The organism is Caballeronia sp. LZ065 (assembly GCF_031450975.1).
GTDB lineage: Bacteria > Pseudomonadota > Gammaproteobacteria > Burkholderiales > Burkholderiaceae > Caballeronia.
The window spans coordinates 24,277-38,987 of sequence record NZ_JARUXV010000003.1 but is presented as its reverse complement, the minus strand read 5'-3'; the positions used below and the strand labels follow the sequence as shown (position 1 = coordinate 38,987).

At 63.1% G+C, this 14,711-nt stretch carries 17 protein-coding genes; 8 read left to right on the top strand and 9 right to left on the bottom strand.

Features of this window, described 5'->3' with window-relative positions:
- Positions 1 to 33 precede the first annotated feature (33 nt).
- Together QCE63_RS20455 and QCE63_RS20450 are read left to right on the top strand one after the other, a co-directional pair.
- Positions 34 to 1,935, top strand: coding sequence for a S10 family serine carboxypeptidase-like protein (locus QCE63_RS20455; RefSeq protein WP_309835561.1), 1,902 nt, complete (start codon positions 34 to 36; stop codon positions 1,933 to 1,935).
- Between the two features lie 102 nt (positions 1,936 to 2,037).
- Positions 2,038 to 2,313: a hypothetical protein gene (locus tag QCE63_RS20450; RefSeq protein WP_309835560.1), complete on the top strand. Its 276-nt coding sequence runs from the start codon at positions 2,038 to 2,040 to the stop codon at positions 2,311 to 2,313.
- A gap of 306 nt (positions 2,314 to 2,619) precedes the next feature.
- On the opposite strand, the gene QCE63_RS20445 is transcribed toward QCE63_RS20450, so the two are convergent.
- From QCE63_RS20445 to QCE63_RS20435, 3 genes are all read right to left on the bottom strand, one after another.
- On the bottom strand, positions 2,620 to 2,802 hold the full coding sequence (locus QCE63_RS20445) for a hypothetical protein (protein ID WP_309835559.1): 183 nt from the start codon (positions 2,800 to 2,802) through the stop codon (positions 2,620 to 2,622).
- A gap of 121 nt (positions 2,803 to 2,923) precedes the next feature.
- On the bottom strand, positions 2,924 to 3,592 hold the full coding sequence (locus QCE63_RS20440) for a glutathione S-transferase family protein (RefSeq protein ID WP_309835557.1): 669 nt from the start codon (positions 3,590 to 3,592) through the stop codon (positions 2,924 to 2,926).
- A 15-nt stretch (positions 3,593 to 3,607) separates the two neighbouring features.
- Complete coding sequence (locus QCE63_RS20435; protein WP_309835555.1) at positions 3,608 to 4,405, bottom strand: enoyl-CoA hydratase/isomerase family protein; 798 nt, start codon at positions 4,403 to 4,405, stop codon at positions 3,608 to 3,610.
- Positions 4,406 to 4,724: 319 nt separating this feature from the next.
- Between QCE63_RS20435 and modA the strand changes: the two genes are divergently transcribed.
- Genes modA through modC form a run of 3 tightly spaced genes read left to right on the top strand, consistent with a single transcriptional unit; the run spans position 4,725 to position 7,295 of the window.
- Positions 4,725 to 5,492 (top strand): molybdate ABC transporter substrate-binding protein, encoded by a 768-nt coding sequence (modA, locus tag QCE63_RS20430; protein ID WP_404990157.1) that lies wholly within the window; start codon positions 4,725 to 4,727, stop codon positions 5,490 to 5,492.
- Between the two features lie 8 nt (positions 5,493 to 5,500).
- Positions 5,501 to 6,181 (top strand): molybdate ABC transporter permease subunit, encoded by a 681-nt coding sequence (modB, locus tag QCE63_RS20425; protein ID WP_309835553.1) that lies wholly within the window; start codon positions 5,501 to 5,503, stop codon positions 6,179 to 6,181.
- Positions 6,174 to 7,295 (top strand): molybdenum ABC transporter ATP-binding protein, encoded by a 1,122-nt coding sequence (modC, locus tag QCE63_RS20420; protein ID WP_309835551.1) that lies wholly within the window; start codon positions 6,174 to 6,176, stop codon positions 7,293 to 7,295. The genes modB and modC overlap by 8 nt, the downstream gene beginning before the upstream one ends.
- Here the strand turns inward: modC and QCE63_RS20415 are convergent.
- Positions 7,284 to 7,871, bottom strand: coding sequence for an NUDIX domain-containing protein (locus tag QCE63_RS20415; protein WP_309835549.1), 588 nt, complete (start codon positions 7,869 to 7,871; stop codon positions 7,284 to 7,286). The genes modC and QCE63_RS20415 overlap by 12 nt on opposite strands.
- Positions 7,872 to 7,950: 79 nt before the next feature.
- On the opposite strand from QCE63_RS20415, the gene QCE63_RS20410 reads away from it, so the two are divergent.
- The 3 genes from QCE63_RS20410 (at position 7,951) to QCE63_RS20400 (ending at position 9,825) form a co-directional block, all read left to right on the top strand.
- Positions 7,951 to 8,706: a DeoR/GlpR family DNA-binding transcription regulator gene (locus tag QCE63_RS20410; RefSeq protein WP_309835547.1), complete on the top strand. Its 756-nt coding sequence runs from the start codon at positions 7,951 to 7,953 to the stop codon at positions 8,704 to 8,706.
- A 188-nt stretch (positions 8,707 to 8,894) separates the two neighbouring features.
- Positions 8,895 to 9,254, top strand: coding sequence for a hypothetical protein (locus QCE63_RS20405; protein ID WP_309835546.1), 360 nt, complete (start codon positions 8,895 to 8,897; stop codon positions 9,252 to 9,254).
- 46 nt (positions 9,255 to 9,300) lie between these two features.
- Positions 9,301 to 9,825, top strand: coding sequence for a YMGG-like glycine zipper-containing protein (locus QCE63_RS20400; protein WP_309835544.1), 525 nt, complete (start codon positions 9,301 to 9,303; stop codon positions 9,823 to 9,825).
- 18 nt (positions 9,826 to 9,843) lie between these two features.
- Here the strand turns inward: QCE63_RS20400 and QCE63_RS20395 are convergent, their stop codons facing one another.
- The 5 genes from QCE63_RS20395 to QCE63_RS20375 form a co-directional block, all read right to left on the bottom strand.
- The gene (locus tag QCE63_RS20395; protein WP_309835543.1) at positions 9,844 to 10,674 is read right to left on the bottom strand and encodes a hypothetical protein; all 831 of its coding nucleotides are present in this window, start codon (positions 10,672 to 10,674) and stop codon (positions 9,844 to 9,846) included.
- 17 nt (positions 10,675 to 10,691) lie between these two features.
- Positions 10,692 to 11,441, bottom strand: a complete 750-nt coding sequence (locus tag QCE63_RS20390; RefSeq protein ID WP_309835542.1) for a lipoyl protein ligase domain-containing protein — start codon at positions 11,439 to 11,441, stop codon at positions 10,692 to 10,694.
- Between the two features lie 109 nt (positions 11,442 to 11,550).
- Positions 11,551 to 12,675 carry an acetoin dehydrogenase dihydrolipoyllysine-residue acetyltransferase subunit gene (locus QCE63_RS20385; RefSeq protein ID WP_309835540.1) on the bottom strand — a complete coding sequence of 375 codons (1,125 nt, stop codon included), beginning with the start codon at positions 12,673 to 12,675 and terminating at the stop codon, positions 11,551 to 11,553.
- Positions 12,675 to 13,691 (bottom strand): alpha-ketoacid dehydrogenase subunit beta, encoded by a 1,017-nt coding sequence (locus QCE63_RS20380; protein ID WP_309835539.1) that lies wholly within the window; start codon positions 13,689 to 13,691, stop codon positions 12,675 to 12,677. The genes QCE63_RS20385 and QCE63_RS20380 overlap by 1 nt, the downstream gene beginning before the upstream one ends.
- An 18-nt stretch (positions 13,692 to 13,709) precedes the next feature.
- Entirely contained in the window at positions 13,710 to 14,705 is a 996-nt protein-coding gene (locus QCE63_RS20375; protein ID WP_309835537.1) for a thiamine pyrophosphate-dependent dehydrogenase E1 component subunit alpha, read from the bottom strand.
- Positions 14,706 to 14,711: the final 6 nt, after the last annotated feature.

The window sequence follows — 14,711 nt, the reverse complement described above, 5'->3', positions numbered from 1 at the left end:
GCGACGCGCCCTGCCGCATAAGCCTGAAAAACGATGACCATTAGTCATGACGGCATGAAACTCACTCTTGGCATCGCTCTGGAGTATTTAACGATCATGAAGAACATTCTTGTAAAAACCGCCTCGCTACTGGGTCTGATAACGCTCCATCTGACCGCCAGTGGCAGCGCATCTGCGTTGAATGTGGAAAACGACCCTTGGTTTTACGGTGGTGGAGCGTTTGACAATCTGTCTGCTTATAGCGGTGTACCCGCTGTCTCGTATAATTATACGTGGACGTCCGCGGACAACTCAAAAACGGTCAGCTATGCGATGACGACCGGTCATCAGCTTGTTACGCTGACGGGCAAGACCAACAACACCATTTCCGCGGCCATGGCGTATCGCGCCTATACGCAGTCCGGACCCAATATTCCGGTCAATCGCCCCGTGACATTTATTTATAACGGCGGCCCCGGAAGCGCTTATGCCTACCTTCAGGCAGCGTATGCGCCGAAGGCCCCTGTATTGACCATGCCGAATCAGAGTACAGGTCCTTTCTCGGCTGCAAGTAACTGGTACGACAACAATCCGAACAGCATCATCAACGACACGGATCTCGTGTTCATCGATCCTGTCGGAACCACTTATTCCACGGCCCTCGCCCCTGCAAAAAATCAGGATTTCTGGAGCACGGATGTCGACGGTCAATCCATCGCGGCCTTCATCAGCGCTTATTTGAACGCCACGAGCAGAGCGAATTCGCCGGTTTATCTGTTGGGTGAATCATACGGAACACCTCGTTCCGCGATCACTGCGAATATTCTCGCGAAGCAGTACGCTCAGATCAACCTGAAAGGTGTGATGCTTATCAGTTCCCTACTGAGTGGAACGAATGCCGAAAGCTCCCTGACCGGCATACTTCCGACGCTCGCTGCCAACGCCTATGCAAACAACCAGGTCAACTGGTCGACACTGGGTATCAATCCGGCGTCGCCTCCATCGCTCGAAGATTATCTTGCCCAGGTTGAGGCCTATGCCAACTCCACGGTTCTGCCCTTCGAGACGGCCACCCACCTGCCTCAAATCATCTCGTACTATTTCTCACTGATTGACGTCGATCTGGGTAGAAACAACAGCGCAAACTTCACCTACGCTCAGCAAAACTTGCTGAACAACATCACATCCGGTGCTTTTTCACCGAACGGCCTTCTCAATACACTCGAGCTTGCAAATCAGATCGTCGCATTGCAAAAACAAGCGCCGGTCAATGTGGCTGGAGCCATTTCGGACTTTCAAAATCTGGTCGCCCAGATCAGCATCGCCCAGTCGGCTCTGCCCAGTTTTGCGTATCCCGATACGATCAAATCTCGCGTCGCGGCATATACGGGATTGAACCCGTCCATGATCACATCGGCACCGGCCGCCCGAACTTCCCAGACGAGCGCCGCGTTCCACAACAATCTCGGTCAGACACTTTATCTTGGCATGTATGATGGGCGCGTCACGTCGACAACGGCGCCTGACCAGAACAAGTTTGGTAGCGACGATCCGGCCACACTGATGATCGACCCAATCGTCAGTTGGGGTTGGTCAAATCTCAATGCGCTGAGCGGATACAACCCGAATGCGCTTAATACCACCAAGCTTACAAACGAAGCAATTTTTGCGCTTTGGGACTGGACGCATGTGCAGCCTGATAATCAGGTTACCTATTCCGAGGAGACCAGCGCTGCCATCAACGATCTCCGCTCCGCCATGACAATCAAGCCGAATCTTCGCGTGTATCAGGGCAATGGCTATTTCGATTCAGTCACGCCCTATAACGGCACCGCCCTCACTTATGCGCAAACTTTCGCCGATACGCAAGGTCAGGCCCTTCTGCAACGGATCACGTTCAAGACATTTGGCTCGGGGCACATGCTCATTCGACTCCTTCGGTTGGAACCGAGCTGAAGGCACAACTCGACGCCTTCTATTCCGCAAACTGAATCCCATGAAATCCGTGGCCTCGATCAACACTCGTTGTCGAGGCCGCCTTTTTGAAGAAGGTCTTCGATGCGCTACAGACTTTTCGTATTCGCTGCACTCGCCTGCCTACTGGCCATTGCCGCATATCTGATTTCGAACACCCATAAATCAGCAGCGATCCCGCCTGCGGTCTCCGATCAGCCGCAAGCCTCGGCGGGCCCGATCACCGAAGCCGCCAACCCGAACCCGAACGCAGGAGAACAAGACGCCGACGAGGCACATTCCAAACTCGCGGAAAAGGCTGCCGCCGATTTCAAGACTGCGTTGGCGGCAAAGTACGGTAGTTCCGTGCTTCAGCATTGATCGCAAAAGACGCCTGCCTCGGCACCTGACAGGCTGCCGAGGCGGCTTGACGTGCGCAGCGTAGAAACAAACGCCGCTGGGTTCCCAGGCTCTTCGGCCTCGATTCTTGATGTTGATGGTTGGTCTCCCCAGCGCGTCCTTCACGGCGGTTTTGGGGTACAGCCACCGCGACTGGCCCCGGTCGCGGCTTATCCACAGTTCGAGTGGACAACTCGTTGGATATCGTTGTTATTACTTCCTCAACCCGTTGATTCCAAACACCTTGCGGCCGACGCCCGGCAAACGCGCCCCGTGCGCGCGCCGGACTCAATCAGCTGCGGGAAGACATGACGCGAGCATCGCGTCGACCCGCTTCGCCTCCATGCTGAACAGCGACTGCGGCGTGAAGGCATTCAATTCGTCGGACGCGGAGCGCGGCAATGCCGTCGCGATGGTGGCCGTCGCGACAAGCGCAACGATCATCGACAGTAACCAGAAGAAAGCGGCCATGGCGCACCTCGTCAAATGAGTCTCTTCGAATCCGCGCATGCAGGTCAGCGCGTGATGTGAAGAGTAAGGTCATGCGGCGCAGCGCACGACCCCACGGACGAGGGGACTTGAAGGAGGGTTGCTACGGGCAAAGCTTCGGCGATGCGACCGTCGAGACGTCCTGAGCCAGCGCGGCGGCTTCCTGCGCGCGCATCGCGCGGAGAAAGCCTTCCCGTTCGCTCAGACGCTTCCAGTAGTCCGCGATGGACGGCGCAAAGCGCTCGCTCAAACCGATCAGTTCAGCCAGCATCAGCGCGTAACCCACGGAGATATCGGCTGCCGTGAAACGCCCGGCGCACAGCCAGGGCTGCGTTTGCAGCAATGGCGCCAGCGTGCGCAGGCGCGCATGGAACCAGCGCGCGTAGTCCTCAACGATCTGCGGCTGCCTGCGCTCCGCCGGCTCCAGATGCGTGTAGCGCAAGACGAGCGTCTGCGGGAAAGTCAGCGTTGCTTCACCGAAGTGCAGGAAGTTGAGGTAGCGGCCGAAGTCGCGCTCGTTGGAAGCGACATCCAGCGCACCAGGCGAATGACGCGCGGCCAGATACTGGCAGATCGCCGCCGACTCGGTCATGAAAACGCCCTCGTCTTCGAGCGCCGGAATCGTGCCGAGCGGATTCACTTCCATATAGGCGCGCGCCAGCACGCGCGGCGGAAACGGCAGCATCTTCAGTTCGTAAGGCACGCCGATTTCCTCCAGCGCCCACAGCGGCCGGAACGACCGCGCGCTCACGCAATGATGCAGCGTAATCATGTGCGCTCCCTCTGCTCAGCCGAGCCACGACGGCTTGCTTTTCTCCAGGAAACTGCGCACGCCCTCGCGCCCTTCGTCGGATGCGCGGATGCGCGCGATGCGTTCGGCCGTCTCGCCCATCAATTCCTTGTCGATCTCTACGCCCGCGAAATCCGTGACGAGTTGCTTGCACTCGCGCACGGCGTTCGGACTGTTCGCGACGATGGCCGACGCGATCGCCTCGACGCGCGCATCGAGTTGCCCGGCTTCGACGGCTTCATGCACGAATCCGAGCCGCAAGGCTTCGGCGGCGTCGAAGCGCTCGGCCGTGACAAAATAGCGATGCGCCGCGCGCGCGCCCATCGCGCGGATCACATACGGCGCGATGGTCGCGGGCATCAGGCCGAGCCTCGCTTCCGACAGGCAGAACTGCGCCGTGTTCGCCGCCACCGCGATATCGCAGACTGCGACGAGTCCCATGCCGCCTGCATAGGCATCGCCCTGTACGCGCGCGATCACCGGCTTCGGGCACGCGTAGACCGTGTTCAGCATGGTGGCGAGGCCGAGTGCATCGGCCCGATTCTCCGCTTCCGAATAGCCCGCCATGCGCTTCATCCAGTTGAGATCGGCGCCCGCGCAGAAGGCCGGACCGTTCGCGGCAAGCACGATGACGCGCACGTTCGGGTCGTCGCCGAGCGCGCGGAAGGCCGCCGTCAGTTCGACGATGGTGGCGTCATCGAAGGCATTGCGCACGTCCGGGCGATCCAGCGTCACGCGCGCTACGTGTCCTTCGATTCCTAGCTTCAGACGCTGAAGATTCGCTGCATCGGTCATATCTCGTCTCCCTGCTTCGCTTGAATTGAGCTTTGCTCAATTTTTACCGGATGGCTTTCGTTGCGGATAAATCAGTGTCGGACAAAAGCGTCCAAGCGGTCAACTCATATCTTTGAGCGACACTCACAAACCGGCACGGCATCGAACATTTGCCGGCACACATGCACGTCATGTCATGAAGCCAACATGCGCCTACGCAATATAGTCGTATATATTACGGTGCTCGCCGAACCACACGGCGCATGCGCTTCGCAGTCTTGCAAGCGCAGTCCGCAATCGATCCATAACCAGAATGTCCACTCGATTCAAGGAGTCTCACGTGAAGATTCGAATTCTCCGCGCCCTCATGGGTGCGCTCGTTCCGCTCGCCGCCGGTATCGCTGCTTCGTCGGCGCTGGCGGGTGAAGTGAAGGTCGCGGTCGCGGCCAACTTCACGGCGCCGGTGCAGGCCATCGCCGCGGACTTCGAAAAGGATACGGGCAACAAAGTGGTGGCATCGTTCGGCGCGACGGGTCAGTTCTACGCGCAGATCAAGAACGGCGCGCCCTTCGAAGTGTTCCTCGCCGCCGACGACTCCACGCCCGCCAAGCTCGAAACCGAAGGCGCGACCGTGCCCGGCAGCCGTTTCACCTATGCGACGGGCGCGCTCGCGCTGTGGTCCGCGAAAGACGGTTATGTGGACGACAAGGGCGACGTGCTGAAGAAGAACGCCTTCACGCACATCGCGATTGCCAATCCGAAGGCCGCGCCCTACGGTCTCGCTGCTTATCAGACGCTCGACAAGCTCGGCCTGACCGCCGAACTCAAGCCGAAGGTCGTCGAAGGTCAGAACATTTCGCAGACGCAGCAATTCGTCGCGAGCGGCAACGCGGAACTCGGCTTCGTCGCGCTGTCGCAGATCTACAAGAACGGCAAGATCACCGGCGGCTCGGCGTGGATCGTGCCCGCGAACCTCCATGAGCCGATCAAGCAGGACGCCGTGATCCTCGAGAAGGGCAAGGACAACCCGGTCGCGAAGCAGTTCATCGAGTACCTGAAGGGACCGAAGGCCGCTGAAGTGATCAAGTCCTACGGCTACCAGCTGTAATCCCGCCGATGCCGCTCGACAGCAGCGACCTCCAGGCCATCACGCTGACGCTCGAACTGGCGTCGCTGACGACAGCGCTGCTGCTCGTCGTCGGCACGCCGATCGCGTGGTGGCTCACGCTAACGCGCTCGCGTCTGAAGGGCATCGTCGGCGCCGTGGTGGCGCTGCCGCTGGTGTTGCCGCCGACGGTCATCGGCTTCTATCTGCTGCTGGTGATGGGCCCGCACGGCTCGGTCGGCAAGCTGACGCAGGCGCTCGGCATCGGCTTGCTGCCGTTCACGTTCGCAGGGCTGGTGGTCGGCTCAGTCATCTACTCGCTGCCCTTCGTCGTGCAGCCGCTGCAGAACGCCTTCGAAGCCATGGGCCGCCGTCCGCTCGAAGCTGCCGCGACCCTGCGCGCCGGCCCGTGGGACAGCTTCTTCACGGTGGCGTTGCCGCTCGCGCGTCCCGGAATCGTCACGGCAACGATTCTCGGCTTCGCACATACGGTCGGCGAGTTCGGCGTCGTGCTAATGATCGGCGGCAACATTCCGGGGCAGACGCGCGTAGTGTCCGTGCAGATCTTCGACCACGTCGAAGCGCTCGAATACGCCCAGGCGAACTGGCTTGCGGGCGGCATGGTGGTATTCTCGTTCGTCGTTCTTCTGCTGCTCTATTTCGGCCGACGGTCCTTCGCGGCGCATGTCTGAACTCACGTCCTCCTCACGCGCAGGCCCCGCCATCGAGGCACGCTTTCTCGTCGAGCAAAGCGGTTTCACGCTCGATCTCGATCTCGCGTTGCCCGGCCGCGGCGTCACCGCGATCTTCGGCCATTCCGGCTCCGGCAAGACCACGCTGCTGCGCTGTCTCGCGGGCTTGGCGCGTCCGCGCACAGGCAAGCTGGTCGTCAATGGCGAAGTCTGGCTCGACACCGAGCGCAACGTCTTCCTGCCCACCCACAAGCGTCCGCTTGGCTACGTGTTCCAGGAAGCGAGCCTCTTTCCGCATCTGAGCGTGACGAAAAATCTGCGTTACGGGCTCGAGCGCGTGACGCCGGCCGAACGGCGCGTCGATCTCGCGCAGGCCGCCGAACTGCTGGGCATCGGGCATCTGCTGGAACGCATGCCGTCGGGACTGTCGGGCGGCGAACGCCAGCGCGTGGGCATCGCGCGCGCGTTGCTGACGAGTCCGCGCCTGCTGCTGCTCGACGAGCCGCTCGCGTCGCTCGACCAGAAACGCAAGCTCGAAATCCTGCCGTATCTGGAACGTCTGCACGACGAGCTCGATATCCCGATGCTCTACGTCAGTCACGCGCCGGAAGAAGTGGCGCGGCTCGCCGATCATCTCGTCTTGCTGGACGCGGGGCGCGCGGTGGCGAGCGGACCGATTGCGGAGACGCTTGCGCGCCTGGACCTGCCGCTCGCGCTCGCCGATGACGCATCGGTCGTGCTCGAAGGCGTCGTCGCCGGTCATGACAGCGTGTATGGTCTGCTGACGATTGCGCTGCCGGCCTCGCTCGCGAAGCTGACCGTGGTGCATGCGCCGCTGCCCGACGGCAAGCCAATGCGCATCACCGTGAAAGCGCGTGACGTGAGCCTCGTCATCGGCACGCACGACGAGGCGCGCAGCAGCGTGCTGAACGTGCTGCCCGCGACGGTGATCGGCATCGCGGACGATGCGCATCCATCGCAGGCCGTCGTGCGTCTCGATGTGGACGGCTCGCCGCTGCTCGCGCGCGTGACGCGCTATTCGCTGGACCGGCTGGGTATCGTCACGGGCATGCGCGTGCGGGCGCAGGTGAAGGCGGTATCGCTACTTGCCTGAACGCGCGTTGAGTGCCGCGTACTGCAACAGCATGATGGTCTTGCCGTCCATGATTGCGCCGCTCGCGATCATCTCCAGCGCCTTTGCCAGCGGCACCTCGATCGTCTCGATTTCCTCGCCCTCTTCCTCGACGCCGCCGCCCGCCGACACGCGCATCGAACTATCGTAGTCGCCGAGATAGAAGTACAGCTTCTCGGTCACCGATCCCGGGCTCATGAACGCCTCGAAGACCTTCTCGACGTGCCGCACGCGATAGCCCGTTTCCTCTTCCACTTCGGCGCGGATGCGCTCTTCCGGCGACGCATCGTCGAGCAGCCCGCCCGGCGTCTCGATCAGCATGCCGTCGTGTCCGTTGACGAACGCCGGCATGCGGAACTGGCGCGTCAGCAGCACGTTGCCCGTCTGGCGGTCATGCAGAAGAATGGTTGCGCCGTTGCCGCGATCGTAGGTTTCGCGGTTCTGGCGCTGCCACGTACCGTCGCGGCGCAGGAAATCGAAGGTGACTTTTCTGAGCACGTACCAGTCGTCCGACAGGACAGCGGTATTCACGATGCGGACGCGGTCTTTCGTTTCCATCTGCCTCTCCCATTCGACGTTCAGGTCAGCGCATGGTATCGTGCAGTTTCGTGCAATATCAAGAAAATTCACGCATCCGATGTTGACCAGCCAACGCAAGAAAGCGATCCTCGACGTCCTCAAACGCGAGGGCCAGGTACTCGCCACCGAACTGAGCGCGAGCTTCGGCGTCTCCGAAGACACCGTGCGGCGGGACTTGCGCGAACTCGCGGCGGAAGGACTGCTGCAGCGCGTACACGGCGGAGCGCTGCCCGCGTCGCCGGCGGTCGCGCCGTTCGCACGACGGGAGAACATGGAGTCCGACGCCAAGCGGCGCATCGCGCGCCGGGCTGCGGAGATGATCGCGCCGGGACAGGTCGTGATCATCGATGGCGGCACGACTTCGGCGCTGCTCGTACGCCAGCTTCCGGACACGCTCGACGCCACCATCGTCACGCATAGCCCGAGCGTCGCGGTGGCGCTTGCCGAACATCCTTCGGTGGAAGTCGTGCTGATCGGCGGCAGGCTTTACAAGCATTCCATCGTCACCGTCGGCGCGGCGGCCGTCGAAGCGATGTCGCATATCCACGCCGACCTCTACTTCATGGGCGTCACCGGCGTCCATCCCACTGCCGGCCTCACCACCGGCGATTTCGAGGAAGCCCACATCAAACGCGCACTCGCGGCGCGGGCGGCGGAAACGGTAGTGCTGGCGTCGGCGGCGAAACTGAATGCGGCGTCGGCTTACCGGATAGGCGGCATCGAGCTTGCACAGACTCTCATCGTGGAAGGCGCGGCTGGGACGAAGCTGACCGAACCCATCGAACAGGCCGGCGTCACCGTGCTGCGCGCCTGACAATGCAGGGCATTGTTTCTCGGCTGCGTTACGGCGTAATGCGCCGAAAAATACGTTCGCGGTCGCGTAATTGAGTTTTCGCGATAAAGGGAATAGCGTAGAAAGATGCGCTGCACGCGGTCAACAGCCAAGCGTCGATGTCCGTTGTACCTGTCAAATCAGCGAACATTTTTTTCCTGGAGAAGGTCGTGAATCGCCTCAAGGCTCTTATCGCGCTGTCGCTCGTGGCGAGCGCCGGCTTTGCCGCCAATGCTCATGCCTGGGGCCGCGTCGGCGTGTGGATTGGAGGTCCCGCGTATTACCCGTATCCGGTGGCGCCCGCGCCGTATTACTACTATCCGCCGCCGCCCGTCTACGTTGCGCCGGTCGCGCCTCCCGCACCGGTCCAGTATGTCGAACAGGGCCAGCCCGCCGCCGATCCGGGCGCGCCCGCCCAGCAGCCCGGCATGTGGTACTACTGCGACCCGGCGAAGGCGTATTACCCCTATGTCAAGCAGTGCGCCGCACCGTGGCATCCCGTTCCGGCTACGCCGCCGTCGCCGAACTGATGCGGCGCGTGCCGGCATCGTCAATCTCAGGAACTTGCAAGCATCCATGAACATCACCAGGCTCGCCCTGCTTTCCGCGGCACTCGGCCTTTCGGCCTGCACCGTGATGCCCACCGGTCCCAGCGTGATGGCGCTGCCGGGCAGCAATAAAACCTTCGACCAGTTCCGCGCCGACGACACCTCATGCCGTCAGTTCGCGCTCCAGCAAACAGGCGGCGTCGACGCCAATCAGGCAGCAACCACCAGCGCGGTGGGCAGCGCCGTGGTCGGCACCGCGCTCGGCGCGGCGGCGGGCGCGGCGTTCGGCGGCGGCCCGGGCGCGGCGATCGGCGCGGGCGCGGGTCTGCTCACGGGCAGTGCGTTCGGTTTGGGGGCGTCGCAGACGTCCGGCTATAACGTGCAGCAACGCTACGACTATTCTTATCTGCAATGCATGTATGCAGCGGGCGACAGGGTACCTGTGCGCGGCGCCATGCGCACCATCCAGCAGCAGCCTGCGGGCGCGGCCTATACCACGCCGCCGCCACCGCCGCCCCCGCCGGGCTGGCAGCCGCCGCCGGGTTCTTACTAGACGTTCGGCCAGCAGACTTCACCGCCGCCAGCGCCAGCCTTTGCCGCCGGCATTGAGCGGCGCGTCGGGTACGAATGCGGGCGCCACCAGCAGCCCCGTCACCCAGCCGACGTAAAACCGCGCGTCGCTCCAGAACTCCGACTGCTCGTAGACCCGAAACGCCTGCACGTGCGCGAGCCACAGCACGAGTTGCAGCGCGCCGCTCAACACGAGCCAGGTGAGCGCGATCACGCCAGTAGCCCGCGCGCAGCGCCGGAAGGTGGTCGCGTCCCATTGCTCTCCTACGATGACGCACCCTGCAATCAACACGAAGATTGCCGGGATGAGACTCGTCACGAGCACGTTGGTATTCCATCCGCTCACCACGCCGACAATCCCGCTGACGATCACCGCGCTTCCCGCCACTGGCCACGCGAGCCATGCCGGACTGCGCGCGACCAGCCACGCGATGGTGATGAGAAACGGCGTAATCGCCCATTGCACGGCTTGTGCGACGGCCTTGGCGAGATTCTCGCCCGCCTGCGCGTTGCCGTGACTCGCCGCGACATACACGGTGATCGCCTCGTGCACGCACACCGCGACGACCGCAAAGCCGAGTGCCTCGCACGCGGCAAAAGCGGGCGATTTCTCCGCGTGCTGAGGCGTATCGCCCAGACTGCGCAGCCGTTCCAGCACGGGCTCGACGAAAAAGGCCAGGATCGCGCCGATCAGCAGCGCGGCGGCGGCGTCGGTCAGGGAAAAATGGCCGAAGAGCGAGAACAGCCCTTGCCACAGGAATTCGGGCGCGGCGGCGCAGACGGCGACCCACAGCGCGAAGAAGAACCCGTTCGATGCACGTCTGAGCGGCATGGCCACCTCGATGCGTCTTACTGCGCTGGCAGGGAAGCGTCCTTCACGCACTGGATCAGCGCAGCGCGCACACGCTGGCGCAAATCCACGGGAATCGAAAAACATTCGTAGGCGAGCGCCTGCGCCACGGTCACGATCTTCATGTCTTCGTAGCGCCGCCGGCTTTCGATCATCGCCTCGAACGCGTTGGCGCGCGCGTTGATCTCGATCGGATCGGCGTCGACCAGCAGGACGGCGTGAGCGAGCACGGCATAGAGCGGCGTGTCGTGACTGCTTTGCGGCACGCGCCGCCAGTATTGCGCGGTGCCGGCAATTTTGCGCGCTTCGTCGCCGGGGCCCCACGCTAGATTGAAGCGGCCGTCGCAGAACGACCCTTCCACGGCCTGCCAATGCGTCAGCACGCCGAGCGGCGTGAGCGCGTCGGCGAGCAGGCGGCACAGGTGTTCGTAAATGCCTTCGGACAGCGCACCCATCGGCGCGCGCACCGGATAAGCCAGGCTCAGGTTGAGAATGCCCGGTCCCTGCGGCACCAACCCGCCGCCCGACAGACGCAGCCACACCGGACAGCCGCGCCGGGCAAACGCCTCGCGCGCATCGGCGAGCGCCGGGTAGCGCTGATAACTGCGCGGCACGATCAACGAGACGGGCGCCTCCCACACCTGCGCGACGGGCTCGCCCGCCGCGGCGCGCGCGAGCAGCGCTTCCTCGGCGTGCAGCGGATCGCCGGAAGGAGGCACCGCAGTGGAATCGATCAGTTCGAAGGACATGGAATCGATCTCGGAATGCGCCGCAAGCGACGCCATCCCGGCATGGTAGCCAATAACCGCGCGACACGGCGCCGCCCCGCCGGCAGCCTTCTCCGGCGGGGCGCGCGCATCAGCTGCGTTTGCTGACATGCTCCTTCAACAAAGCATTCACTTCGTTGGCTTTCTCCATCTGGCTCATATGCCCGGCGTCCTCGAACACGCGGACGGTCGCGCCTTCGGGTGCATTTTTCGCGTGCGCGGCGGGAATGATCTGGTCCTGCGCGCCCCAGATCACGAGCACCGGCTTGGCCGTCGACGCCAGCTTGCCGCCGGGCTGCGCCGCCTGCCTGCCGTTCGCGAACAAGCCGGCATTCAGCGACGTGAGCGCTTCGCTGACACCGTCGAGCCGCTTGTACTTCAGCAGGTCGTCGAGCATTTGCCGGCTCACCAGTTCCGGATTCGCGAACAGCAGTTCGACCACCGGTTTCAGTTCGCGCCGCGACTCGGCCGTGACGAAACCTTCGGTGTAGGCGTTGTTGATCTCATCGCCGAAACCGGACGACGAAATCAACGCCACCGATTCCACCCGCTCCGGCAGATCCACCGCCATCTGCGCCGCGATGCCGCCGCCCATCGAATGGCCGACGAGATGCGCGCGGTCGAGCTGCACCGCGTCCATGAACTTGCCGACGAAACCCGCGAGGTCCGCGAGCGTCGTGCCCGGCACCTTCGGCGTCGATTGCCCGTGGCCCGGCAGATCGAGCGCGAACACGCGGTGCTTGTCGGCGAGCGCATCGAGATTGAAGAGCCAGTTGTCGAGGTCCCCGCCGAAGCCGTGGATGAACAGCACCGCCGGCCGGCTCGCATCGTCGCCGCCGCGCGATGCATAGCGCACGCGGATGCCGTCGACATCGACGAAATGATAGGCCGACACTTCCTCGCCCTCTTCCTCGTCGTCGGCGGGCGTCACGTAGGAGGACACATACGCGTCGATATCGGCGTCGCTGACTTCAGCGGGCGCGAGCACGCCGAGCAGCGCCTTCACCGGCAGCGTATCGCCCGCCGACGCCACCCGCCGCCGCAGCAAGCCGGCGTCCGGCGCCTCGACCGCGTTGGCGATCTTGTCGGTTTCGACATCGAGAATCGGCATGCCGACGGTGATCTCCGTGCCCTCCTCCACGAGCCATTCATTGACCGTGCCTTCCTTCATCGACAAGCCCCACTTGGGCATCACGATCGGTGTGATTGCGGCCATCAGTGCTTTCCTCCCTTCATGGTCTTTCGGGCGGCGTCGGCGATCTGCGCGGCGTTCGGGATGTAGAGATCCTCGAGCGTCGGCGAGAACGGCACCGGCGTATGCGGCGCACATACCATCTCGATGCCCGCCTTCAATGCGCCGAACGCCTGCTGCGCAACCTGCGCGGAAATATCCGTGGCGATGTTGCAGCGCGGATTCGCTTCATCGACGACGACCAGCCGCCCGGTGTTCTCCACCGTTTCCAGCACGGTGTCGATATCGAGCGGCGACAGCGTGCGCAGATCCACGACTTCCGCTTCGATGCCTTCCTTCGCGAGCGTCGCGGCGGCTTCGAGCGCGCGATGCACCATCAGTCCATAGGTGACGATGGACACGTCCTTGCCGTCGCGCACGACGTTCGCTTCGCCGAACGGAATCGCGTATGAGTTCTCGGGCACTTCGCCTTCGAAGCCGTAGAGATTCTTGTGCTCGCAGAAGATGACCGGATCGTTGTCGCGGATGGCCTGGATCAGCAGGCCTTTGGTGTCATAAGGCGTCGACGGGCACACGACCTTCAGCCCCGGAATATGCGTGAACAGCGACGTCAGCATCTGGCTGTGCTGGGCGGCCGCACGGAAACCCGCGCCGACCATCGCGCGGATCACGACAGGCGTTTCCGCCTTGCCGCCGAACATGTAGCGGAACTTGGCGGCCTGATTGAAGATCTGGTCGAAGCACACGCCCATAAAGTCGATGAACATCAGCTCGGCGACCGGACGCATGCCGCACGCCGCCGCGCCGACCGCCGCGCCCACATACGCGGACTCGGACAACGGCGTGTCGAGCAGGCGGTCGCCGTGCTTCGCATAGAGTCCCTTCGTCACGCCGAGCACGCCGCCCCACGCGTCCTTTTCGCCATCCGCGCCGGCGCCGCCGACGATATCCTCACCCAGCACGATCACACTCGGATCGCGCTGCATTTCCTGATCGAGCGCTTCGTTGATCGCCATCTTCATGCTCAGTTTGCGGGCCATGATTGTCGTCTCCAGGAATCAATATTTGACGTAGACATCGGTGAGCAGATCGGCGGCGGTCGGCAGTGGCGCGTCCTTCGCTTCCTGCACCGCGCGGTCGATCAACGCGGCGACTTCCTTGTCGATCGCATCGAGTTCCGCCGGAGCAATCACGTCCGCCTGCGTCACGGCCTGCGCGAACTTCTTCAGGCAATCGCGGTTCGAGCGAATCTCGTCGAGCTCGCCCGGCGCGCGATAGGTCTGCGCATCGCCTTCGAAGTGGCCATAGAAGCGGATCATCTTGCATTCGAGCAACGCCGGGCCGCCGCCTTCACGCGCGCGCCGGATCACTTCGCCCGCTGCTTCATGGACCGCGAAGAAATCGGTGCCGTCCACCGTCACGCCGGGAATGCCGAAGCCCGCCGCACGGTCCACGTAGCTGTCCACGGCCGTGCCGTAGTCGCGCGCCGTCGATTCCGCATAGCCGTTGTTCTCGATCACGAAGATCACCGGCAGATTCCACACGGCCGCGAGATTCAGGCTTTCGAGGAAGGTGCCCTGGTTCGACGCGCCATCGCCCGCGAAGGTGATGCCGACCTCGCCCTTGCCGCGGAACTTCGCCGCGAGCGCCGCGCCGCAGATCAGCGGCGCGCCCGCGCCGAGAATGCCGTTCGCGCCCATCATTCCTTTCGACAGATCCGCGATGTGCATCGAGCCGCCCTTGCCGTTGCACGAACCGCCCTTCTTGCCGTAGATCTCCTTCATCATCGCGACCGGGTCCACGCCCTTGGCAATGCAGTGCCCGTGTCCACGATGCGTGCTGGCGATGCGGTCGCCATCGTTCAGATGGCTCATGATGCCGACGCCCGCGGCTTCCTCGCCCGCATACAGATGCACGAAGCCGGGAATGTCGCCGCGGCCGAAATCGACGTGCAGACGCTCCTCGAAATCGCGGATCGTGCGCATCTTGCGATAGACGCTCAACAGTTCGTCCTTCGAGAGCGGCAAGCCGCCCGCATGCTGCGTTGCTGTCATCTCTGT